Annotated in this window: 20 protein-coding genes and 3 pseudogenes; 19 read left to right on the plus strand and 4 right to left on the minus strand. The window is 65.3% G+C overall.

Annotated features, from left to right (window positions below; all coding sequences use genetic code 11):
- Positions 1 to 15: 15 nt before the first annotated feature.
- Positions 16 to 1212 (minus strand): annotated as a pseudogene (locus ACFYOW_RS13580) (PucR family transcriptional regulator); the annotation flags it as partial.
- A 143-nt stretch (positions 1213 to 1355) separates the two neighbouring features.
- On the opposite strand from ACFYOW_RS13580, the gene pruA reads away from it, so the two are divergent.
- The 10 genes from pruA to ACFYOW_RS13630 all read left to right on the plus strand — a co-directional run bounded on the left by pruA (position 1356) and on the right by ACFYOW_RS13630 (position 13755).
- A complete protein-coding gene (gene pruA, locus ACFYOW_RS13585) occupies positions 1356 to 3002 on the plus strand; it encodes an L-glutamate gamma-semialdehyde dehydrogenase (RefSeq protein WP_387287660.1) in 1647 nt (548 codons plus the stop codon).
- A complete protein-coding gene (locus ACFYOW_RS13590; protein WP_387287661.1) occupies positions 3002 to 3961 on the plus strand; it encodes a proline dehydrogenase family protein in 960 nt (319 codons plus the stop codon). The genes pruA and ACFYOW_RS13590 overlap by 1 nt, the downstream gene beginning before the upstream one ends.
- A 165-nt stretch (positions 3962 to 4126) precedes the next feature.
- Positions 4127 to 5560, plus strand: a complete 1434-nt coding sequence (locus tag ACFYOW_RS13595; protein WP_387287663.1) for an amino acid permease — start codon at positions 4127 to 4129, stop codon at positions 5558 to 5560.
- Positions 5561 to 5757: 197 nt separating this feature from the next.
- Positions 5758 to 6558, plus strand: a complete 801-nt coding sequence (locus tag ACFYOW_RS13600; protein WP_387287665.1) for an NAD-dependent epimerase/dehydratase family protein — start codon at positions 5758 to 5760, stop codon at positions 6556 to 6558.
- A gap of 131 nt (positions 6559 to 6689) precedes the next feature.
- Positions 6690 to 8066, plus strand: coding sequence for a sugar porter family MFS transporter (locus ACFYOW_RS13605; RefSeq protein ID WP_387287667.1), 1377 nt, complete (start codon positions 6690 to 6692; stop codon positions 8064 to 8066).
- Positions 8063 to 9067 carry a lactonase family protein gene (locus ACFYOW_RS13610; protein ID WP_387287669.1) on the plus strand — a complete coding sequence of 335 codons (1005 nt, stop codon included), beginning with the start codon at positions 8063 to 8065 and terminating at the stop codon, positions 9065 to 9067. The genes ACFYOW_RS13605 and ACFYOW_RS13610 overlap by 4 nt, the downstream gene beginning before the upstream one ends.
- Before the next feature lie 124 nt (positions 9068 to 9191).
- A complete protein-coding gene (locus ACFYOW_RS13615; protein ID WP_387287671.1) occupies positions 9192 to 10082 on the plus strand; it encodes a LysR family transcriptional regulator in 891 nt (296 codons plus the stop codon).
- A 10-nt stretch (positions 10083 to 10092) separates the two neighbouring features.
- Entirely contained in the window at positions 10093 to 11007 is a 915-nt protein-coding gene (gene kdgD / locus ACFYOW_RS13620) for a 5-dehydro-4-deoxyglucarate dehydratase (RefSeq protein ID WP_387287673.1), read from the plus strand.
- A gap of 26 nt (positions 11008 to 11033) precedes the next feature.
- A complete protein-coding gene (locus ACFYOW_RS13625; protein WP_387287675.1) occupies positions 11034 to 12476 on the plus strand; it encodes an aldehyde dehydrogenase (NADP(+)) in 1443 nt (480 codons plus the stop codon).
- Position 12477: 1 nt separating this feature from the next.
- A complete protein-coding gene (locus ACFYOW_RS13630; RefSeq protein WP_387287677.1) occupies positions 12478 to 13755 on the plus strand; it encodes a glucarate dehydratase family protein in 1278 nt (425 codons plus the stop codon).
- On the opposite strand, the gene ACFYOW_RS13635 is transcribed toward ACFYOW_RS13630, so the two are convergent.
- Together ACFYOW_RS13635 and ACFYOW_RS13640 are read right to left on the minus strand one after the other, a co-directional pair.
- Complete coding sequence (locus ACFYOW_RS13635) at positions 13741 to 14409, minus strand: cyclase family protein (RefSeq protein WP_387287679.1); 669 nt, start codon at positions 14407 to 14409, stop codon at positions 13741 to 13743. The two genes, ACFYOW_RS13630 and ACFYOW_RS13635, sit on opposite strands and share 15 nt — an antisense overlap.
- Before the next feature lie 21 nt (positions 14410 to 14430).
- On the minus strand, positions 14431 to 14988 hold the full coding sequence (locus tag ACFYOW_RS13640) for a TetR/AcrR family transcriptional regulator (protein ID WP_387287681.1): 558 nt from the start codon (positions 14986 to 14988) through the stop codon (positions 14431 to 14433).
- A 91-nt stretch (positions 14989 to 15079) separates the two neighbouring features.
- On the opposite strand from ACFYOW_RS13640, the gene ACFYOW_RS13645 reads away from it, so the two are divergent.
- The 5 genes and pseudogenes from ACFYOW_RS13645 (at position 15080) to ACFYOW_RS13665 (ending at position 18303) form a co-directional block, all read left to right on the plus strand.
- Entirely contained in the window at positions 15080 to 16675 is a 1596-nt protein-coding gene (locus tag ACFYOW_RS13645; protein ID WP_387287682.1) for a GMC oxidoreductase, read from the plus strand.
- A 166-nt stretch (positions 16676 to 16841) separates the two neighbouring features.
- Positions 16842 to 16991, plus strand: a pseudogene (locus ACFYOW_RS13650) (MFS transporter); the annotation flags it as partial.
- A gap of 220 nt (positions 16992 to 17211) precedes the next feature.
- Positions 17212 to 17616 carry a spore-associated protein A gene (locus tag ACFYOW_RS13655; RefSeq protein WP_387287684.1) on the plus strand — a complete coding sequence of 135 codons (405 nt, stop codon included), beginning with the start codon at positions 17212 to 17214 and terminating at the stop codon, positions 17614 to 17616.
- A 118-nt stretch (positions 17617 to 17734) separates the two neighbouring features.
- Positions 17735 to 17965 (plus strand): annotated as a pseudogene (locus ACFYOW_RS13660) (type II toxin-antitoxin system RelE/ParE family toxin); the annotation flags it as partial.
- Complete coding sequence (locus ACFYOW_RS13665) at positions 17962 to 18303, plus strand: helix-turn-helix domain-containing protein (RefSeq protein WP_387287686.1); 342 nt, start codon at positions 17962 to 17964, stop codon at positions 18301 to 18303. The pseudogene ACFYOW_RS13660 and the gene ACFYOW_RS13665, both read left to right, overlap by 4 nt.
- Before the next feature lie 26 nt (positions 18304 to 18329).
- Here the strand turns inward: ACFYOW_RS13665 and ACFYOW_RS13670 are convergent, their stop codons facing one another.
- Positions 18330 to 19334, minus strand: a complete 1005-nt coding sequence (locus ACFYOW_RS13670; RefSeq protein WP_387287687.1) for a LacI family DNA-binding transcriptional regulator — start codon at positions 19332 to 19334, stop codon at positions 18330 to 18332.
- A gap of 165 nt (positions 19335 to 19499) precedes the next feature.
- On the opposite strand from ACFYOW_RS13670, the gene ACFYOW_RS13675 reads away from it, so the two are divergent.
- The 4 genes from ACFYOW_RS13675 to ACFYOW_RS13690 are packed head-to-tail and all read left to right on the plus strand — an operon-like array spanning position 19500 to position 23180.
- Positions 19500 to 20495, plus strand: a complete 996-nt coding sequence (locus tag ACFYOW_RS13675) for a substrate-binding domain-containing protein (RefSeq protein ID WP_387287689.1) — start codon at positions 19500 to 19502, stop codon at positions 20493 to 20495.
- A complete protein-coding gene (locus ACFYOW_RS13680; protein WP_387287691.1) occupies positions 20492 to 21460 on the plus strand; it encodes an ABC transporter permease in 969 nt (322 codons plus the stop codon). Before ACFYOW_RS13675 ends, ACFYOW_RS13680 begins: the two co-directional genes overlap by 4 nt.
- An 8-nt stretch (positions 21461 to 21468) precedes the next feature.
- Positions 21469 to 22239 (plus strand): ATP-binding cassette domain-containing protein, encoded by a 771-nt coding sequence (locus ACFYOW_RS13685; RefSeq protein WP_387287692.1) that lies wholly within the window; start codon positions 21469 to 21471, stop codon positions 22237 to 22239.
- Positions 22236 to 23180 (plus strand): ribokinase, encoded by a 945-nt coding sequence (locus ACFYOW_RS13690; protein WP_387287694.1) that lies wholly within the window; start codon positions 22236 to 22238, stop codon positions 23178 to 23180. Before ACFYOW_RS13685 ends, ACFYOW_RS13690 begins: the two co-directional genes overlap by 4 nt.
- Positions 23181 to 23198: the final 18 nt, after the last annotated feature.

Genomic DNA, 23198 nt, shown 5'->3' on the forward strand with positions numbered 1-23198 from the left:
CGCTCGCGTGCTCACCTATTCGGGCGATCGGCGATGCAGGGCGAGTTGGAGTTCGAGCAGCAGGCGATCGGCGGGATCGGTGAGGTCCATCCCGAGGATGTCCTCGACCCGCCGGATCCGGTAGCGCAGGGTATTCGGATGCACCTGCAGCGCCGTCGCGGCATTGCGCACATCGCCGTGTTCACGCAGATAGGTCTCGACGCTCTCGCACAGATTCGCGGAATGCTTGCGGTCGTAGTCCAATAGCTTGCGCAGGCGCGGATCGTGCAGTTCCGGCCGCGTGCCGACGAGATCGAGGATTTCGCCGAGCAGTACCGCGGTGCGCGATTCGGCCAGCGTGGTCACCCGGCCGCGCGGATAGGTCGCGGCCGTGCTGTCGAGGACCCGGTCCACCTCGGAGCGCGCGCCCGCGACATGGGCCAGATCCGGTATGGGACAGGCGATGGCGGCGCGCAATTCGAATTTGGCTTCGAACTGTTCGACCAGTTGACGAGTCCACGCGGTCACCGCATGCGCGGATCGGTACTGCGGCAGCAGCACATACACCCGATCGCCGAGGACGGTGGTCACCGAATCACCGCGAAATGAGCTGGCGCGCAAGCGAAGCATATTGCCGAAGGCGGCGGGCGACTTCACACCGGGAGCGACCGCAAAGCCGACCACCGCGGCCGGACCGGTCAGCGACAGATTCAACGCACTCGCCACGGCGGGCACATCGGCGGTGCCACCACCCGTTCCGAACAGCCGTTGAATCAGCAGCGCCTCGGTGGAGGGCGCGTCCAGACTGCGCGAAATCAGCCGGGCGGCAATGGCCGACGCACCGCGCAGGATCTCCGCGGCATCCGGTTTGAACGGCCGGTCCCCCTGCTGCAGCCAGATCGAGCCGAGCACCCGCGGCGCACTCCCCTCGGCATGCTCGCGAATGCTCACCACCAGGCGGCGCTTGATATCCAGCTCCTCGTGCGCCGGTATGTCGATGACATCGTCGGTACCGCGCAGCCGATCGAACACACCCCACTTGCGCAGGACCTGCAGATAGTCGCGCGGCCCCTCCCGGCCGAGGATCGAAAGCACCCGCAGCTGGTCGGCCGCCTGATCCGAGGCCGAATACGCGAGCACATGCGATTGCGGGTCCTCGATGGACACCATCCCGCCCGCATTCTGGGCGACCATCTGCGCCAATCCGAACAGGTCGAGGTCCGCGGCCACCAACTCACCCTCGCTAGCCACGACCACTGCCCACTTTCATACGACTCGCCAATCCGGTCATCCCATCTTTGTCCGCTTGTCCGATTCTGCGGGCTGTTTTGCCGTGTTGACTTCGGCTCACCGTCATATACCAGCAAGGAGGACTCATGGACGCCATCGTGTCCACGCCACGCCCGGCCAACGAGCCGGTCGGCACCTTCGCACCGGGCAGCGCCGAACGCGCACGACTGCGGGCGAAACTGACCGAACTCGCCGCGACGCCGACCGAGATCCACCATGTCATCGGCGGCGAGCACCGGCGCACTGCGGGTAAGAGCATCGACGTCGTGCAGCCGCACAATCATGCCGCCGTACTCGGCACCCTCACCACCGCCGAGGCCGGCGATGTCGAAGATGCGATCGCCGCCGCCTCCGCCGCCGCACCCGGCTGGCGGGCGCTGTCCTTCGAGGATCGCGCCGCGATCTTCCTGCGCGCCGCGGATCTGCTGTCCGGCCCGTGGCGCGAAACCATCGCCGCCGCAACCATGTTGGGGCAATCCAAGACCGCCTACCAGGCCGAGATCGACGCACCGTGCGAATTGGTCGACTTCTGGCGCTTCAATGTCCATTTCGCCCGGCAGATCCTGGCCGACCAGCCGATCTCGACCCCGGGTGTATGGAACAAGGTCGAATACCGCCCACTCGAGGGCTTCGTCTACGCGATCACCCCGTTCAACTTCACCGCGATCGCGGGCAATCTGCCGACCGCGCCCGCCCTGATGGGCAATACGGTCCTGTGGAAGCCATCGCCCACCCAGGCAGTGGCCGCGTATTGGACGATGAAACTGCTGGAGGCCGCGGGTCTGCCGCCCGGTGTCATCAATATGGTGCACGGCGCGGGCCCGAAGATCTCCGATGTCGCGCTGACCGATCGACGGCTGGCGGGCATTCACTTCACCGGTTCGACCGCGACCTTCCAGCACCTGTGGCGTTCGGTGGCGATGAATATCGCCGACTACAACACCTATCCGCGCCTGGTCGGCGAAACCGGCGGTAAGGATTTCGTGCTGGCGCACAGCTCAGCGGATCCGGATGTACTGACGACCGCACTGATCCGCGGCGCCTTCGACTATCAGGGCCAGAAGTGCTCGGCGGCCTCGCGCGCGTTCGTCCCGAAGTCGGTGTGGGCCAAGATGGGCCGCGATCTCATCGATAAGGTCGGTGCGCTGAGCTACGGCGATGTTACCGATTTCGCGAACTTCGGCGGCGCGGTCATCGACCAGCGTGCCTTCGATCGCAATGCCGATGCCATCGCCCGCGCCAAGGCCACCTCGGGCTTGACCATCGCGGTTGGCGGACATACCGACGACACCGTCGGATACTTCGTCGACCCGACCATCCTGCTCGGCGACGACCCGACCGACGAGGCATTCAGCACCGAATACTTCGGCCCGATTCTCGCGGTCCACGTCTACGACGATTCGGTCGCCGGATCCTTCGAGGCGGCACTCGAACTGGTCGACCGCGGTTCGGCCTATGGCCTGACCGGCGCGATCATCGCCGACGACCGCAATGCCGTGGCGAAGGCCACCGAAAGTCTGCGCTTCACCGCGGGCAACTTCTACATCAACGACAAGCCCACCGGCGCGGTCGTTGGTCAGCAGCCCTTCGGCGGATCCCGCGCGTCGGGAACCAATGACAAGGCCGGCTCGCCGCAGAATCTGTTGCGCTGGACCTCCGCCCGCACCATCAAGGAAACCTTCGTCCCGCCGACCGAGCACACCTATCCGCACCAGGCACCCGAGGAGATCTGATGGCCATTTCCGGTCTGCTTCGCCCAGCCATGCTGGCCGCCTCGCGCTCGCCGCGCATGGAGCGCACCGTCACCCGCATGTCGACCACCAAGAAGCTGGTGGATCGCTTCGTTGCCGGTGAATCCGAGCCGAATGCGGTTGCGGCCGTGGAGAATCTGCTGAGTTCGGGTCGCTATATCACCGTCGACTATCTCGGCGAGGACACCACCGATATCGAGCAGGCCCGCAATACGGTGACGCACTATCTTTCGTTGCTGTCGCTACTCACGTTGCTCCGTGATTCCGGGGCCGTTGGGCCGCTGGAGGTTTCGCTCAAGCTCTCGGCGCTCGGCCAATCTCTGCCCGCGGACGGTCACGCGATCGCTCACGAGCACGCGCACCAGATCTGCACTGCCGCAGCGGATGCGGGCGTGCTGGTCACCATCGACGCCGAGGATCACACGACCACCGATTCGACCCTGTCGATCGTGCGGGAGTTGCGCGCCGACTTCCCGTCGCTCGGTACCGTCCTACAGGCCTATCTGCGGCGCACCGAGGCCGACTGCCGAGACTTTTCCGGTCCCGGCTCGCGAATTCGCCTGTGCAAGGGCGCATATCGAGAACCCGCTTCGGTGGCGTATCAGAGCCGAGCCGAGGTCGACCAGTCCTATCTGGACTGTCTGCGGGTGCTGATGAACGGCGACGGCTATCCGATGGTCGCCACCCACGATCCGGCACTCATCGAGGCCGCCGGGGTTTTCGCCACAGCAACCCGGCGCGGCTCCGATGATTTCGAGTTCCAGATGCTCTACGGCATCCGCGACGCCGAACAGCGCCGACTCGTCCGCGAAGAGCGGCACGTTCGGGTCTATGTGCCCTACGGCGATCAGTGGTACGGCTACTTCATGCGCCGACTCGCCGAACGCCCGGCCAACGTGGCGTTCTTCCTGCGCTCGCTGCGACCGGGCAGCCAGCGCTGATCCTCAGCTCGGCGGCCTTGTCTGTGCAGTCGGACAAGGCCGCCGAAGTTTATTTATCCAACTCGCCGATCACAGCGCGTTTGTGGTCCGATTAGCTGAGTGCTGCTCAGAATGTGATCTGCGTTACTGCACTGTCGGGTAGCGCAGAGGACGAAAGGAAGACCCATGCCCCTCGCGGAGTTGCGCAGCCAAATGTTGCGCCGCAAACCCCTCGAGCAGATCGAGGAGGAGACCGGGCCCGCGGACGAGCAACTGAAGCGGTCACTCGGACTGTGGCAGCTCACGGCGATCGGCGTCGGCGGCATTATCGGCGCGGGCATTTTCGCCCTGGCCGGTTCGGTCGCGCATTCCGTCACGGGCCCGGCGGTGCTCATCTCGTTCCTGATCGCCGGTGTCGCCAGCGCCTGCGCGGCGCTGTGCTACGCGGAATTCGCCGGGATGGTGCCGAAGGCCGGATCCGCCTACACCTACGGCTACGTCTCCCTCGGCGAGATCGCGGGCTGGTTCATCGGCTGGGATCTGCTGCTGGAGTACATCGCGGTGGCGGCGGTGGTCGCGATCGGCGTCTCCGGATACTTCAAATTCCTACTGGGACAAGTCGATATCACACTGCCCGATTGGATGATGGGCGCGCACGGCACCGGCGAGGGACACGTGATCGACGTCTTCGCGGTGCTGTTCTGTCTGGGCACCGCGTGGTTGCTCTCGCGCGGCATCAAGAGCGTCGGTCGCTTCGAGACGGTCGCCGTCGGCATCAAGGTCGCCTTGGTCGTGCTGATCATCGTGCTCGGCGTCTTCCACATCGACAGCTCCAACTACACCCCGTACTTCCCATTCGGCGTGGGCGCGGTGTGGACCGGTGCGGCAACGGTCTTCTTCGCCGTCTTCGGCTACGACGCGATGAGTACCGCCGCCGAGGAATCCGTCGACGGCAAGAAGCATCTGCCCAAGGCCATCATCTACTCGCTGGCCATCGCGATGGTGCTGTACGTGCTGGCAACGCTGGTGCTGACCGGGATGCAGAAGTACACCGAGATCAGCCCGACCAGCGGTTTCTCCACCGCTTTCGAGTCGGTCGGCATGCCTGGCGTCGCGAATATCATCGCGATTGGTGCCATCGTCGGCATTGTCACCGTGGTGCTCACCTTCATGCTCGGCGTGACCCGGGTGTGGTTCGCGATGAGCCGCGACGGGCTGCTGCCGGAGTGGTTCGCCAAGACGCATCCGGAACGCAAGGTGCCGACCCGGGTGACCTGGATCGTCGGCATCGGATCCGCGACGATGGCCGGTCTGCTCGATATCACCGTGGTCGCCGAGCTGACGAATATCGGCATTCTGATGGCCTTCATCGTGGTCTCCGTCGCGGTCATGGTGCTGCGCCGCACCCGACCCGATGAGCCGCGCGCGTTCAAGTTGCCGCTCATGCCGGTGGTGCCGCTGGTCGGCATCGGCTTCTCGATCTACCTGATCTGGTCGCTGCCGTGGGAGACCTGGCTGCGCTTCGCGGTCTGGCTGGTGATCGGCCTCGCGGTGTACTTCGGGTACTCGCGGATGCATTCCAAGCTGGAGCGCGACGGGGACGTCTCGCTGGCGAAGTAGCGCGATCGACCGATGCCGCTACGGCATCGGTCGATACAGAAACGGTGTTGGACAGGCATCAATCCAGCGCCATACCCTTCTGACACGTTCGAGCGGAAGTGACCTACCCCACACTTCTGCTCGCACACAGGAGGATAAATGTGCGAAACCAGCAGTTCTGTCGGCATTTTCGACTATATGAGCGAGACCGATGCCGCATGAATGATCACCGAATTCTCATTACCGGCGCGGGTGGCGGTATCGGCACGCTCATACGGCCCCGCCTACGGCGTCCCGATCGCATTCTGCGGCTATTGGATCTGGCCGAGCTCCCCGCGCCTTTCCCAGGTGAACGGGTCGAGCTCGTCACCGGATCGCTTACGGATCCGGCCACCATGGCAGCGGCCTGCCGGGATGTGGACGCGATCATCCATCTCGGCGGGATCAGCCGAGAAGACAGCTGGGACAACGTGCTCGCCGTCAATATCGATGGCACGCATACGGTTTTGGAGGCGGCACGGCAGGCCGGTGTGTCTCGGGTCGTGCTCGCCTCGAGCAATCATGCCGTGGGATTCCGCGCCGTGGGCGATGAACCGATTCCCGGTGACGCTTCGCCCCGGCCCGATACCTATTACGGTGTCAGCAAAGTGGCCGTCGAGGCGCTCGGCAGTCTTTACCACTCCCGCTTCGGCATGGATGTGATCTGCATTCGGATCGGCTCGTGTTTCGAGCGCCCCCATGATGCGCGCGGGCTGTCGATGTGGTTGTCCCCCGATGATGGTGCGCGACTCTTCGAGGCCTGCCTGGCCGCCGAGCGTCCCGGCTACCGGGTGATCTGGGGCGTCTCCGGCAATACCCGGGCGGTCGTATCTCTAGCCGAGGCCGCGGAACTCGGCTACCACAGCCTGGATGATGCCGAACAGTTCGCCGCCGATATTGCGGCTGTCGCCGATCCCGGCCCGTGGCTTATCGGTGGTCCGTTCGTGGAAACGCCACTCGGCAAACCGAATCCGCTCTGACCGCCACCGAAAACGCATCACCCGATACCCAGACGGAATCGTCTTTCTCCGAACTTCGCACCATCGGCATGTGACGCTGATGGCACTTTGCTCCACCGCGAAAGAAGTGCAGCACAATGCAATTCAAAACAATGACGACAGCGCCGAAATCGGCGCTCGCGTCCAATGTCAAATTTCTCTATTTCTTCGGCGCTCTCGGCGGCATTCTCTTCGGTTACGACCTCGGGGTCATCTCCGGGGTGTTGTTGTTCATCAAGAAGTCCTGGCATCTGTCCTCGGTGACGCAAGGTGTGATCGGTGGCTGCCTGGCCGCCGGGGCGGTGATCGGCGCGGCCATTGCCGGACGGATCACCGATCGGCTGGGACGGCGGCGAACCATCATGCTGGCGGCCGCGGTCTTCGCGGTCGGCGCGCTGGGCTGTGCGCTCGCGCCCAATGTGACGACGCTGGTGGTTGCCCGTTTCATTACCGGTATCGCGGTGGGGTGTTCGTCGGCGACGGTACCCACCTATCTGTCCGAACTCGCCCCGACCAGGGCACGCGGCGCATTGTCGACGTTGAATCAGCTGATGATCGTCTCGGGCATCCTGATCGCCTACATCGTGGACTGGGCACTGTCCGGCAGCGGTAACTGGCGCATGATGTTCGCGGTTGCGGCGATTCCCGCTGCGGCGCTGTTGGCAGGTATGTCGGTGCTGCCGGAGACGCCGCGGTGGCTGGTCCATGCCGGGCGCGAGGAGGAAGCGCGGGCAGTGCTGGCGGGTACCCATCGCGCCGATGAGATCGAATCCGAGATCAGCAGCATTCGCTCGGTCATTCGATTGGATGAGCAGCAGAAGGGGCGGCTGCGGGATCTGTTGGCACCGTGGGCACGGCCCGCTTTGGTGGTGGCGCTTATTCTGGCTGTCGGACAACAGTTCTCGGGTGTCAATGCCGTGAATGTGTACGCGCCGACCATGTTCAAGGATCTCGGCTTCGGAAATTCGACATCGCTGCTGGCGTCCATTGTGCTCGGGGCGATCAAGGTGGCATTCACGGCCTGGGTGATCTTCGTCGTGGACCGTTGGGGCCGAAAGCCTTTGCTGCTGCTCGGCAATGTGTGTATGGCCTCGTCCCTGTTCCTGCTCGGCGCCATCGTGCTCGGCGTGCACAATCACACTATTACCGGCCTCACGACGCTGATTCTGCTCAATGTCTATCTCGCGGGTTACGAATTGGGTTGGGGCGCGGTGGTGTGGGTGATGATGGCGGAGATCTTCCCGCTGCGGGTGCGCGGTGTCGGCATGGGTGTCGGCAGTGTCGTGCTGTGGAGTTCGACCTTCGCCATCACCTTCCTGTTCCCGGTGATGAACGATCATCTCGGACTGGGCTATTCGGCCTGGATCTTCGCCGCGGTCAGCATGGTGATGTTCATGCTGGTGCAGCGGTTCGTGCCGGAGACCAATGGTCGCAGTCTGGAGCAGATCGAGTTGGAGCTACGTGCCCGGGTCAGCGGTAAATCCGCATGAGCGTGGTCTATGTCTCGAATGCCGACAGTCGCGAAATCTCGGTGCTGCGACTCGACGACGACGGTGCGCTGACGCTCGTCGAGTCGCAGACGGTGGACGGCACGGTGATGCCCTTGGCGATAAGTCCGGACCACCGGTACCTCTACGCATCGCTGCGCTCGGCCCCGTTCACGGTGGCGGTATTCGCCAGAGATCCGGCAACGGGGCGGTTGGCACCACTGTCGACCGCGCCGTTGCCGGACAATATGGCCTATCTCGCGACGGATCGAAGCGGGCGTTATCTGCTGAGCGCGTCGTATTCGGGTGACAAGATCGCCGTCAATCCGATCGCATCCGATGGCGGCGTCGGACCGCCGATCGCGGTGGAATCGACACCACCGCACGCGCATTCGATACTCACCGATCCGTCGAACGGCTTTCTGTTCGCGGCAGCGCTCGGCGGTGATGTGATTCTGCAGTACCGCTTCGATGCCGAAACCGGTCGGCTCACACCGAATGAGCCGCCCCAGGTCGCGACAGCACCTGGGGCTGGTCCACGTCACCTCGTGTTCCATCCGTCCGGCGCGTTCGCCTTCGTGACGAATGAGCTGGATGGCACCGTGAACAGTTACCGCTTCGAATCCTCCACGGGCACACTGACTCCCATCGCGTCGGCATCGGTGCGGCCGCCGGAATCCGGTGGGCCACCCTGGACTTCGGAGCTGCGCAGCACACCCGACGGCCGCTATCTGTATGTGGCCGAACGGACTTCGAGCACGATCACCGGATTCCGTATCGACCATGCAACCGGGCTGCTCGATCCGGTCGGACACACCCCCACCGAGACCCAGCCGCGCGGATTCGCCATCGATCCGAGCGGGCGGTTCCTCGTGGTCGCGGGGCAGAAATCTGCTGCCGTCACCAGCTACGCCATCGATCCCGCGTCCGGCTCGCTCACCCCACGACAGCGGCTCGAGGTCGGCCGCGATCCCAACTGGGTCGAGATCGTCGCCCTCCAATAAATACCTTCAAGGTATCGGTTGATGCCGAATTGGCGTTGGACGAGTATCAGTAGCGAGTCATAGCCTGCGGAGAGCGCAATCTGCGGGCGAGGCGGAGTGCACGCCACAACGCAGGAGGAGAACGATGTCGATGCTGTCGCTGGAGCAGGTCCGCGGCTTCGTCACGGTGGCCGATGAGGGCAATTTCCGACGGGCGGCCGAACGTCTGCGGATGACGCAGCCGCCGCTGAGCCGCCAGATCCAGAAGCTCGAACGCGATATCGGCGTGGAACTGTTCGACCGCAGCCAGCGGCAAGTCCAACTGACCCCGGCCGGAGAGGTCTTCCTGACCGAGGCGCGCCGTCTGCTGGCGCTGGCCGGCGCCGCGCCGGGCACCGCCCGCTTGGTCGCTGCCGGCGGGGCGGGCACGGTGCGGATCGGGTTCACCGCGGCGTCGGGTTTCGGGTTCCTCGGGCGGTTCCTCAATCACATCGAGGCCGGACTCGACCAGGTCGAGATCGTGCTGCGCGAGATGGTGAGTTCCGACCAGTTCGAGAACCTGCGCAGCGGCAGCCTCGATCTGGCGCTGGCCCGCCCGCCGTTCGACCGCACCGAATTCGATTCGCGGCTGGTGCATTCCGAAGGCTTGATTCTGGCGGTTCCGGAACAGCACAAGCTGGCCGGGGACGGTCCGATCGCGATCGAGGAACTGGGCGGCGAAACCCTGCTGGTGTATGCGCCGGGCCCGGCTCGCTACTTCGCCGATCTGGTCTCCGGCATCCTCGCCGCCGTGCCATACACCGCCACCCATGAACTCACCCAGGTGCACACCATGCTCGCGCTGGTGGCCGCCGGACGCGGCCTGGCCCTGGTACCGGAAACCGCCACCCACTTGCATCCCGACGGCGTGCGGTTCCGTCCGCTCATCGGCGTCGAGGATCCCGTTGTCCTGCACGCGATCTGGCGACGTGACTGCGCCAATCCGGCGCTGCACCGAGTCATCGAACTGCTCGATTCGCTGCCGCCCGCTCCTTGAAAGGATCCATATGTCCCATCTGTCCGCCGACGAGTTGGGCCCGGCACTGGGCCGCGGGTTACTGTCCTTCCCCGTCACGCATTTCGATGCCGAGTTGGTCTTCGACGAGGCTGCCTACCGCAAACACATTGCCTGGCTGTCCCAGTACGAGGTGGCGGGTCTGTTCGCCGCGGGTGGTACAGGTGAGGGTTTCTCGCTGACGCCGCCCGAAATCGATCAGGTGGTGCGCGCCGCGGTCGCCGAGACCGGTGGCCGGATCCCGGTTGTCGCACCGGCGACCGCGGGCACCGCCGCGGCGATCGAACAGGCCCGTTCCGCCGAAGCCGCTGGAGCCGAAGGCATTCTGCTCATGCCGCCGTATCTCACCGAGGCCGGACCGGACGGGCTGGTCGAACATGTCGCGGCCATCTGCGCCGCCACCTCGCTCGGTGTCATCTTCTACAGCCGCGCCAACGCGACATGCAATGACGTGACCTTGGCCAGGATGGCCGAACGCTGCCCGAATCTGGTCGGGTTCAAGGACGGTGTCGGCAATATCGAGACGATGACGCGCATCTATGCCCGGCTCGGCGACCGGCTCACCTATATCGGCGGGCTGCCGACGGCGGAGACCTTCGCCCTGCCCTATTCCGAAATGGGTGTCACCACATACTCTTCCGCGATCTTCAACTTCGTGCCGGAGTTCGCGCTCGACTTCTACCGCGCCGTGCGGGCCCGTGACCGCGACGAGGTCTACCGGCGGTTGCGCGACTTCGTCATCCCCTATCTGGATATTCGTGACCGCGCTCCCGGTTATGCGGTGTCGATCGTCAAGGCCGGACTGACCGCCATCGGTCACCCGGCCGGCCCGGTGCGGCCGCCGCTGACCGATCTAACCGCGCCCGAGCTCGCCGAACTGACCGCGCTGGTCGCCACGATCGCATGAACAGACACAACCTTCGGGAGGATTTGATGGACACCGACCTCGACGAACTAGAGCGGATCATCGTCGCCGCGACCGACGCCGCAGGCCGCCTCGCCGACACCACACCCACCGAACGCGCACAGTGGCTCACCCGTATCGCCGACGCCCTCGATGCCGCCGCCGATGAACTCGTACCGCTCGCCGCGGCCGAGACCCATCTGCCCGAAACACCGCGCCTGCGTGGCGAATTGACCCGCACCACCTTTCAGTTGCGACTGTTCGCCGAAGTGCTCGCCGATGGCGAATTCCTCGCCGCCACCGTGGATCACGCCGATCCGAGCTGGCCGATGGGACCGCGACCCGATATCCGGCGCAGCCTCGTACCGATCGGCCCGACACTCGTTTTCGCCGCGAGCAACTTCCCGTTCGCGTTCAGCGTCGCGGGCGGCGATACCGCCTCGGCACTGGCCGCGGGCTGTCCCGTTGTCCTCAAAGCACATCCGGGCCACCCACGGCTGTCCGAACGGACCGGCGCGATCGTGCGTGAAGCGCTGACCGCGGCCGGGGCACCGGAAGGTACCTTCGCGGTCATCCACGGCGTCGATGCGGGCACCACCGCTCTGCGCCATCCGGATATCGCCGCCGCATCGTTCACCGGTTCCCTGGCGGGTGGCCGGGCGCTGTTCGATATCGCATCGTCACGACCGCGTCCGATCCCGTTCTACGGCGAGCTCGGCAGCGTCAATCCGGTAGTGGTACTGCCCGGCGCGATTCGCGCGCGCGGACAACAGATAGTCGAGGGGTTTGTCGGATCGTTCACCCTCGGTGCCGGGCAGTTCTGCACCAAACCCGGTGTGCTGCTGCTGCCTTCGGAGCACGGACTCACCAATGCGCTGACCACCGCGGTCGCGGCCGTGCCACGACGGCCGCTACTCAACGAGCACATCGCCAACGGCTTCCGATCGCGCGTCACCACCCTGCGCGAAAATTCCGCAGTCACCGCCCTTTCGGCATCAAACGATCTGCTCACACCGACCTTGCTGAGCGTGCGCGCCACCGATTTCCTGTCAGGCGGTGCGGCCCTGCAGGCGGAATGCTTCGGCCCGGCGGCGCTCGTCGTCGAATATGCGAATCCCATTGAGTTGGAACAGGTTCTGCACCAGATCGAGCCCGGACTCACCGCCACGATCGTTGCGGAAAACTCTGAGATCGACGATGTGCGCCCCCTCCTGCCCGCCCTCACCGCACTCGCGGGCCGACTGCTGTGGAACGACTGGCCCACCGGTGTCACTGTCAGCTGGGCCCAACAGCACGGCGGCCCGTATCCGGCCACCACTGCCCCGACCACCACCTCGGTAGGCACCGCCGCCATCGCCCGCTTCCTGCGGCCGATCGCCTGGCAGGGCTTCCCGGATCAACTGCTCCCACCCGCCCTGCGCGAGGCCAACCCCTGGCGGCTGCCGCGCCGCGTCGACGGAAAGCGAGACTGAGATGTCCCCCGTTATCACCGACGTTCGACTGACCCCGATCCTCATCGCCGACGCTCCACTGCTCAATGTCGGTGGCGTGCACCAGCCGTATACGCCGCGCCTGATCATCGAGATCGAAACCGACAGCGGCGCTTGCGGTCTCGGCGAAACCTATGGCGACCGTGTCTACCTCGATCGCGCGGCCGACCTGGCCCCACAGCTGATCGGCATGCCCGTCGCCGCGGTCAACGCCATCCGCCTGCTCGGCGCGAATACCACCGGGGAGGTGCTGATCGACAACCCGATCGCGGGCGGACTGCGCGGCACACTCACCACCGACAAGGTCCGACTCAGCGTGATATCGGCCTTCGAATCCGCCGCACTCGACGCCCACGGTCGCGAACTCGGCCTGCCGGTGCACGCCTTGCTCGGCGGCAAGGTACGCGACCGGGTCGACTATTCCGGCTATCTGTTCTACAAGTGGGCCGACCATCCGTTCCCCGACGCACCGACCGACGACTGGGGCGAGGTCATCGATCCCGACGGCGTCGTCCGTTTGGCCGAGAAGTTCGCCGCCCATGGCGGATTCCGCTCGTTCAAACTCAAGGGCGGCGTATTCCCGCCCGAGGAGGAAATCGCCGCGATCGAGGCATTGGCCAAGGCATTTCCAGATCATCCGCTGCGGCTGGATCCCAACGGCGGTTGGTCGCTGAGCAGCGCAACGACTGTCGCCGAACAACTTTCAGGTGTCGTCGAATACCTGGAAGACCCGACCGCCCGCCGCGAGGATATGGCCGAAGTGCATCGCCGCACCGGGATGCCGCTGGCCACCAACATGATCGTCACCTCGATCGAGGAGGTCCGTCCCGCTTTCGATCTCGATGCCGTCCAGATCGTGCTGTCCGACCATCACTTCTGGGGCGGGCTGTTCGCCACCCGCGACCTGGCCGCCGTCTGCCACGCCTACGGCAAAGGCGTCTCGATGCACTCCAACACCCACCTCGGGATCAGCCTCGCGGCAATGACGCACGTCGCCGCAACAGTCCCCGAGTTGACCTATGCCTGCGACACCCATTACCCATGGCAGCCCGAGGATGTGATCGCCGAACCCATCGTCTTCGAAGAGGGCGCCGTCACCGTCCCCGATGCACCCGGCCTCGGCATACAACTCGATACGGACGCGCTCGAGCGCCTCTATCGTCGCTGGAAAGCCTTGCCGCAGTGGCACAATCGCGATGACATTGCGGGCATGCGCCTGGTCGATCCCGCGTACCAGCCGCCGACCTCACCCAAATACTGAGAGATCGGTCCAGGCGACCGCGCGTAGCGGAAGCGAGCCCATCCCACGCACCGGCGCCGGGAGTGCGACCAGCCTGGCACCGGTGTCGGGGACTGCGTCCAGGTTCGTCAGCTGCTCGATGATCGGGATTCCCGCCCCGAGCAGCGTGTGGTGGCACGGTCGCGTCGGCAGGGACGTGTCATCGACGTCGAGCGAGTCGATGCCCACCAGTGCCACATTGGCGGCGACCAGCGCATCGGCGACCTCACCCACCAAGTACGGATGACCGGGGCCTCGATACTCCGACGATCCCCATCGCGCCGACCATTCGGTGTGCACGAGCACCGCCTTGCCCCACAGCCGTGCCGGGTCGCCGAGCACATCCGGCCCGACGACGCGGACTCCCGCCGCGCGGATCATTACGATCGGCACGTTGAACAGCCGTTCCAGCGGCAACTCGGCGATATCGGCGCCATCGGCATGGAAGTGGAAGGGCGCGGTGATATACGTCCCCGTATTGCCGACGGTATCCACGCGCGCGATTTCGTAGGTCATATCGATCAGCGCCGACCGGTCACGTGCAATGTGTGTGGTGACTCGCGGTTCAGGCAGGCCGGGATAGGTGAGCATGCCGTCCGAGATCGGATGAGACAGCTCGACTATCGCCTTGCTCATGTTAGAGACCGTACCCGCAGATCACGCGCGCAGCCCACGCTCCAATATCGCCCACGCCTGCCGGGATGTGGCTTGTCTGGATTTCGGGTCCGTTTTGGCCAGCACGGTCGCCAGCATCGCCACCGCTAATACGACGTCCATTGCCGTGACATCGGCGCGAATATCACCACGTTGACGCGGGTCGTCGAGTTTCTGAGCGATGAGGCCGAGTAGCCGCCATGCTGCGCCGAGCAACTGCTCGTCCTCGGTATTCGACGGATAGATCATGGCGATGAAGGCCGCAGACGCAGTCAGCTGATCGACGATGAGGGCCAGCACGTCCCCGACCGTGGTCGCCGGGTCGGCGGCAAGCACTTCCAACTCGACGATATTCTCCTCGAATACCGCCAGCGCCATGCTCTCCCTGGTCGGAAAATGCCGGTACAGCACACCCTGTCCGACACCTGCCGCGCGCGCGATCAAACTCAGCGGGGCGTCGAATCCGTTCTCCGCGAATACAGTTCGGGCCGCCCGAATAAGAGCCGCCCGGTTTCCAGCCGCTGCTTTGGGTCCCGGGTTCGGTCGGCGCGAGGCTGTCATCCACCCAACGCTACCGCTTGACTCGACCGACAGTCTCCAGCAAACTGTCGAGCATCCGGACAACACAGTCCGGATGTGAGTGAGGACGTGCATGTCGGTGATCACCCGCCGGACCCTGTTGACCGCCACCGCGGCGGCCGGCGTCGCCATACTGGGCTCACGAACCACCAGCCCGACGCACGGCATCGCCGCACGGGTCAACAGCGTCCCGCTCACCCGCGAGGAACGCCGGGTCGTGGTCGTCGGATCCGGATTCGGCGGCGGGGTGACCGCGCTGCGCTTGGCCCAGGCCGGCGTCCCGGTACTGCTGCTCGAACGCGGGATGCGCTGGCCGACCGGGCCGAATGCGGAGACCTTTCCGCGCGCCTCGGCGCTCGACAAGCGGGTGCTCTGGTACCGGTCCAGCCCGACATTATTCGGTGCACCACTGGTATTCGAACCGTATACCGGCCTGGTCGAGGCGGTACCCGGAACGAATATGACCGCCCTGTGCGCCGCGGGCCTCGGCGGCGGCTCGCTGATCTACCAGGGCATGTCGCTACAGCCGACGCAGCCGGTATTCGATGCGAATCTGCCCGAAGAACTCGACTGGGCGACCATGGATCGGGTGCACTACCCGAGGGTGGCGCGCATGCTCGGCCTCGCGGTGGCGCCCGACGAGTTGATCGCGGACCGGAACTACACGGCCGCACGCGTATTCGGGGATCATGTGCGCCAGGCCGGACTGCCGCTGTCGAAGATCCCGATGCCCATCGACTGGAACTACGCGCTCGCCGAGCTGCGCGGTGAAATGAAACCGTCGTACACCAACGGCGACGGCGCGATGGGCGTGAACAACGGCGGTAAGCATTCGGTCGATGTCACCTACATCGCCGCGGCCGAGGCGACCGGACGGGTAGAGGTGCAGACGCTGCACCAGGTCACCGATGTCGAACGCGGCCCCGACGGCCGCTGGGTCGTGTACGTCGAGCGGCTCGACACCTCCGGCACTGTCCTGGAAAACAAGATCATCACGGCCAATGCCCTGGTGCTGTCGGCGGGCAGCCTGAACACCACCAAACTGCTGGTGCGGGCGGGGGCGAAGGGGAAGATTCCGGACCTGCCCGATGGGCTGGGTCAGCAGTGGGGCACCAATGCCGACCGGATCTACGTCTGGACCGATCCCATCGCCAATTTCGGTGCGGCACAGGGCGGTCCGGTGGTCTACGGAAGTAAGAACTGGGACGATCCGCGGGCCGCGTTCACCGTCATCCAGGCCTCCATACCGCCGATGCAGATGGACTCGAAGAGCACCATGCTGGTCGGATACGGCGTCAGCGCGGACCGCGGCCGGTTCGTCTACGATTCGGCGACCGACGACGCGATCCTGCAGTGGCCGAAGAACGGCGACGCGAGCATCCAGAACAATCACATCGATCCGACCGTGCGCCGAATCGCCGGTCCGACAAGCATTTTGGTGGACACCAACGCGCTGTTCCCATCCACCTGGCATGCCCTCGGCGGCGCGAGCATGGGATCGGTCTGCGATCTCGACGGCCGGGTCCTGGGTCAGCGCGGCCTCTACGTGGTGGACGGCGCGCTCCTGCCGGGTAATGCCGCGGCCTGCAATCCGTCGATGACGATCGCCGCCGTCGCGGAGCGAGCCCTCGACCACCTGGTCACACAGGACATCGGCACCGCGATCTGAGGACTACGGGCGGGCCAAGAGCTCGATATCGATAGTCAACTGCTCGGCCTTGAAGACCCGAGCTTGCAACTCTAGTCCACGCCTGGCTGGCGTGGACTCGGCCGCATCGTCGGCAGCGTGACTCACTGCCCAGCCCGCGACAGCGCGTGCGGCGATGTTGCGGCGGGAGTTGCGGGTCGAGGCACCGCTGGTAGATCGCCGCGCCACCGCACGGCCGCAGGTGCTGCTGTCGAATGCCGCCTCGGTCGTCGTCGGCATCGCCATGTACTCCCAGTCGCTGGTCATGCCGCAACTGCTGCAACTGCCTACCGCCACCATGGTGTGACATACCGATCCGCAAAGCCCGATCGAGACAGGATCTCCACCCGCCGCGACCGGCTTCTGGTTCCCAGATCTGGGAGCCCGCAAATACCCAGTCATCAACCGCCGCCGTAGGTTCGGCGTGGCCGCAGCGATGGTGCCCGAGTTTGGGTGCCGAGCGTGCGGGGTAACTAGCCGAACGCTAGATGTCACATGAAAGACGAAAGGGTTCGACCTTGATCAACATCAAGAAGCCGATCGCCGTCTGTGCGGCCGCCATCGGGATCACTGCCGGGTTGGCAGTATTCCTCCCGGCCACTGCGTCCGCGGCAACATACGACGGCCAGTGTGGTGAAGGCTTCAAGGTGATCGACTCGCACGAGTTGAAGGGCGGCACAGTCTTTCTCACCTATAACGGCAGGACCAACTGTGTGGTCACCGTGCGAGACAAGCCGGGCGACCCGATCTCGATGGGCGCCGCCGTACGGCAGTCGAAGGACCACTCCCAGGTGGTCATAAACGACGACCGCGTCTTCTCCGACTACGCGTACGCGAAGGTCGAAGCCGAAGGCAAGTGCATCGACTGGGGCGGCCGCATCAAGGACGACCTCTGGGAAGAGTTCGGAGTGCACTGCGGATAACCGAACCTCGTTCACACCGACGGCCTTGCGGCCGTCGATGTGAACGGGAAAGTCCCCTCCAAACTATCGGATGTCTGGGCCAGCCTGAACGGCTGCTTGCTTCGCTCGATATCTCGGCGATGGAGTTCGCGAGCTGCGCCCGACGTTGGACGGTGCCGCGATTCGCATCACCTACTGGCTGGCACCGGGACGGCGCGCAATCCTACTGACAGTGTTCCGCAAAACGAAGATGCGCGAAGACGCCGAGGTTAAACGTGCGAAGCTCGCGCAGCAGACCTGCCAGGCCGAACACGAACCCGCCCACGAAGAATTCGTCCGCATGATCGAGAAGGGGGAACTGGACCGATGAGTCACGCACGCTGGAAGACCCTCCGGGAACGCAAACTCGCCGAGGGCGACTCCGAACCCGACGACGTCACCGATGCACGCCGCGAAATCCGGCTCTCCATGGCGCTGGCCCAAGCCGTCTACGACCGCCGGACCGAACTCGGACTTACCCAGGCCGACCTCGCTGAACGTGCTGGCCTCACCCAGGCCAAAATCTCGCGGATCGAAGGCTCTGACACCGTGCCGACCCTCCCTCTACTCGCCAAACTCGCCGACGCTCTCGATGCCACACTGAACATCGCTCTCGACGCCGACGACACCCGAGTGAACTTCACCAGCCACCACACTGACGCAGCCTGAAAAGGATCCAGCCGCCACAGGTGTATTCAGAACTCGTCGGGACAGCCGCACGAACCTCGGGTGTGAAGTACCGCTTCGAGATTCACCAATCCCGGCCGGGGCGTGTGGTCATCGAGCTGCTGCAGCAGAAGATCAATCGCGGTCTCGCCCATGAGACGGGTGGGCTGGACCATCGTGGTCAACCCCGGGCGGGTGTAGCGGGAGTATTCGATTCCGTCGAAGGCGACCACCGCGAGGTCGTCGGGTACGCGCAGACCGGCATCGTAGGCGGCGCGGAGCATACCCATTGCCTGCAGGTCGCTGGTTACGAAAATCGCTGTGGGGCGGGGCGAGTCGGCCATCAGATCGGCTAGTGCGCGGTAGCCAGAAGCTCCGCCGAAATCCGTTCGCACGATGCGTCCTTCAGCGAGTCCAGCGGCGGCCAGCGCATTTCGATAGCCCTGCACGCGGTCCTCGGCGGTGGATACATGCGGGCCGCTCAGGCAGGCGATTTCGCGGTGGCCGTGTTCGATGAGATGGGCGACGGCATGCTCCGCGCCCGCCACCGAATCGCACATGACGTGCGCGCAACGCGCCGGATCGATGACGCGGTCCAGTGCCACCAGCACCATGCCCGCCTCCTCGCAGGCGTCGGCGATGCCGGTCTCCCAGGACGACGAAATCGCAAGCAGCCCTTCGACTCTGCGATCGATGAAGGTGCGTACATAGGCGCGTTCGCGTTCCGGGTCACCGGCGGCATTGCCGACGAACAGCGGGTACCCGCGCGCGAAGGCGGCCGCCTCGATCACCGCGGACAGTTCGGCGAAGAACGGGTTCGCGCCGTCCGGAATCACCATGCCCAGTGCATGTCCGCGGTTCATGCGCAGGCTGCGCGCGGACATATTGGGCCGGTAGCCGAGTTCGGCGATGGCGGCCTCGATGCGGGCCTTGGTCGCGGGCGCGACCTGCCGCGGACCGCCATTGAGCACATAGCTCACCAGCGCCGGTGACGTGCCGGCCAGCCGCGCCACGTCGGCTCGTGTGACTACCATCCGAAATCTCTCCTTGCTCCGACCGTCCATCCAAGCACTCCGCACAAGTACTTGACAGCCGGTGACTCGGGTCACACACTACTCATCAACTCGCGTTGATCAACACGAGTTGATACCTGAGATGGATAGGTCGAACTCACGATGAATGCTCGATTCAGGCGTGCAATGGCGCCGCTTGTCCTCATCGGCGCGCTTGCCGCCGCTGCTTGCGGTCGCGGCGGACAGGACGGGAGCGACGGCGACTTCAAGATCGCGATCGTCACCCGGAACTTCACCAACCCCTACTGGGCTGCGTTGCGCGACGGCGCCCTCGCGGAGGGACAGAAGCTCGGGGTGAAGGTCACGGTGCAGGCCGGGCAGTCCGAGACGGACGCCGACGGTGAGAACGCCCAGATCTCCACCCTGGCCGCACAGGGTTACGACTGCTTCGGGGTGGTGCCGGTCAACGCCACGAATGTGATCACCCCGCTGACGCCGGTGGCGCGCAAGAACATTCCGATCCTCGATCTCGACACCCAGATCGACGCGAAGGCATCCGCGCAGGCCGGGGTGTCGTATGCGAGTTTCATCGGTTCGGACAATCTCGATGCGGGCCGGATCGCCGGGCAGAAGATGCTCGAGGCGCTCGGCGGCACCGGCAAGGTCGCCATCCTGCAGGGCATCGCGGGCGAGCAGAACGGCATCAACCGTGATCAGGGCTTCGCCGATGCGGTCACGGGCAAGCTGGAGATCGTCCAGAAGGCGCCCGCCGACTACGAACAGGACAAGGGCCTGCAGGTCACCGAGGCGATCCTGAAGGCGCATCCGGATATCACCGGCATCTTCGCCGCCAACGACACCATGGGCCTCGGCGCGGCGCAGGCGATCAAGAACGCGGGCCGGACCGGTCAGATCAAGGTGATCTCCGTCGACGGCATCCAGGCCGCCCTCGACGCCGTCAAGGCGGGCACCTTGACCGGCACGGTGACCCAATACCCATATGCCGAAGGACAACTCGCGGTGCAGAGCTGCCTGGCCGAGCACCAGGGCAAGAAGTTGCCCGAGCGCGTGGTCTCCCCCATCGCCTTCATCGGCAAGGACAATGTCGACCAGCAGATCGCGGCGTTCCCGCGTCCGATCGTCGCCTTCGACAACCCGGTTGAAGGGCTGCTGAACAGGTGACCGCAGAGGCAACCGAAGAACTCCGCGCGCGTGAGGGGCGCACGGAGATCCTCGCCAAGGTCGCCGAATTCGCGGCACCGCTCGCGCTGGTCGTGTTGTGGGTGGCGTTCTTCATCGCCACCCCGAACTTCCTGACGGCGGACAACATCGGCGATCTGCTGGTCGCCTCGACCATCCTCACCGTGCTGGCGCTCGGTCAGCAGTTCGCGATCACCGTCGGCGGCATCGATCTGTCGGTCGGCGCCAACTTGCCATGGGCGGCAGCCGTTCTCGGCTATCTGGCCAGTCACGGCTACCCGATGGCGGTCGCCATCGGGGCCGCGATCCTGAGTGGACTGGCGGTCGGCGTCATCAACGGTGTGCTGGTCGGCCGACTGCATATGACCGATTTCGTCGTCACGCTCGGCATGCTGAGCGTGCTCAACGGCATCACCCTGCTGCTGACGCACGGCAATACCGAGGCCGTGAGTTCCCGCTTCCTGCAACGGCTCGCACTCGACGGCATCGGACCGGTGCGCTGGTTCTGGCTGCTGGCAGTGCTCGCCGCACTGGTCGTGGCGGGCATCATCTTCCGCAGCCGGATCGGCACCCATCTGCTCGCCACCGGCGGACGACTCGAGGCCGCGCGCGACACCGGTATCTCGGTGAACCGCATCCGGCTGTTCGCCTACGCCATGTCCGGATTGCTGTGCGGCATTGCCGGTGTCATGCTGGTCGCCCGCAATGGCGGCGCGGACCCGTCGCTGCAGACCACCTATCTGCTGAGCTCGATCGCGGCGGTGGTGCTCGGCGGTTCGTCGCTGTCCGGCGGCAAGGCGTCGGTGCTCGGCACCGTCTGCGGTGCGGTGCTGTTCACCTCGCTGATCAACGGGTTCACCATTCTCGGCATCTCGCAGTACTACCAGCCGGTTGCCGTCGGCGCGGTGCTGCTGCTGGCCGCCGGAATCGCCCGCTTCCGAAAGTAGGCCCAGACATGACGATTCCATTGCTGGAGGCGCGCGAACTCACCAAGTCCTTCGACTCGGTACGCGCGCTGGCCGGGGTCTCGCTGACGATCCCCGAGGGCGAGGTCACCGCGCTGGTCGGCGATAACGGTGCGGGGAAGTCGACATTGGTGCGCTGCCTGACCGGCGTGCAGACCCCCGATACCGGTCAGATCCTGTTCAAAGGCGAACCGGTGCGCCTGCGCTCGCCGGAGGACGCGCGCAAGATGGGCATCGAGACCGTGTATCAGGATCTCGCCCTCATCGACGATCTGGCCGTGTGGCAGAACTTGTTTCTCAACCGCGAGTTGGTATATCCGCTCGGCATCGTCAACCGCAGGGCGATGATCGCCCGCAGCGGTGAGATCCTGCGCGATCTGGATGTCGATGTGCCATCGGTGCGCACCACCGTGCGCCGGATGAGCGGCGGTCAACGTCAGAGCATCGCCATCGCCCGTGCGGTGGCCTGGGGCAAATCCATGGTGATCATGGACGAGCCGACCGCCGCACTCGGCGTGCGGGAGACCGCAGCGGTCGAGAAGTTGGTGCGCGGCCTGCGCGAGCGCGGGATCACCGTATTGATCATCAGCCATGATCTGGCACAGGTCATGCGGATCTGTGACAACGTGGTGGTGCTGCGGCGCGGCAGATCCGTTGCGGCACATCGGATCGACGAGGTGGACGGTGACCGGCTGGTCGCCCTGATCACCGGTGCCGCGCCCGGCAATCTGGAGGTCACCGCGAACGGAGCCGAGTCGTGACGGTTGTCGTCCTCGGCTCGGTCAACCAGGACATCGTCTGTGAGGTGGAGCAGCTGCCACGGCCCGGCGAAACCGTGCTGGCACTGCGCTCGCGAACCAACCTGGGCGGCAAGGGTTCCAATCAGGCCGTCGCGGCGGCACGAGCGGGCGGCCGGGTCGAATTCATCGGCAGAATCGGTCGTGATGCCGATCCCGGACTGCGGAAATCGTTGCGCGAGTATGGTGTCGAGCTCACCGCATTGCGTGAGGTGCGGGACGCGCGGACCGGCACGGCCTATATCACCGTCGCCGACGGCGAGAACCAGATCGTGGTCGATCCGGGCGCCAACTTCCGCTGGGAACCCGAACCCGAACTCGACACCATGGCCGAGGCCGATTTGCTGCGGTCGGCGGAAGTCGTTGTCGCACAGTTGGAAGTGCCGCCGAACGTGGTCGAATGGGCCGCGCGGCGGGCGCGCCGGTTCGTCCTCAATGCCGCGCCGGCGACGGCGCTGCCGGATGAGCTGCTGCGCCGCTGCCACCCGCTGATCGTCAATGAATCCGAACTGTCGGCACTGACCGGGGCCACCGCGCGGACACCCCAACAGGCATTCCACCTGGCGCGTTCACTGTGCCTGCGCGGGGTGGAATCCGTCGTCGCCACCTTGGGCGCCGCCGGGTCGGTCTGGGCGCACCGCTGCGATGTGCCTGCACCGGTTGCGGGTGGATATCAGGCTGCGCCACAGGTGAATTCGGTGGATTCCACCGGCGCGGGCGATGCCTTCGTCGGTGCGCTGGCCACCGCGCTCGCCGATGGCATGCCGCTGGGCGGCGCCGTGGCCTACGCCACCGCGGCCGGTGCGCTTGCCGTCCAGACGGCGGGAACCCACGCCTCCTACCCCACCGGGGACCAGATCGTCACGGCGCTCGCGGCCATCCCCGTGGCCCAGCCACTTGTCTGACCCCTCTTCGAGAAGGAA

It is taken from the genome of Nocardia sp. NPDC006982, assembly GCF_042869435.1.
Taxonomy (GTDB): Bacteria; Actinomycetota; Actinomycetes; order Mycobacteriales; family Mycobacteriaceae; genus Nocardia.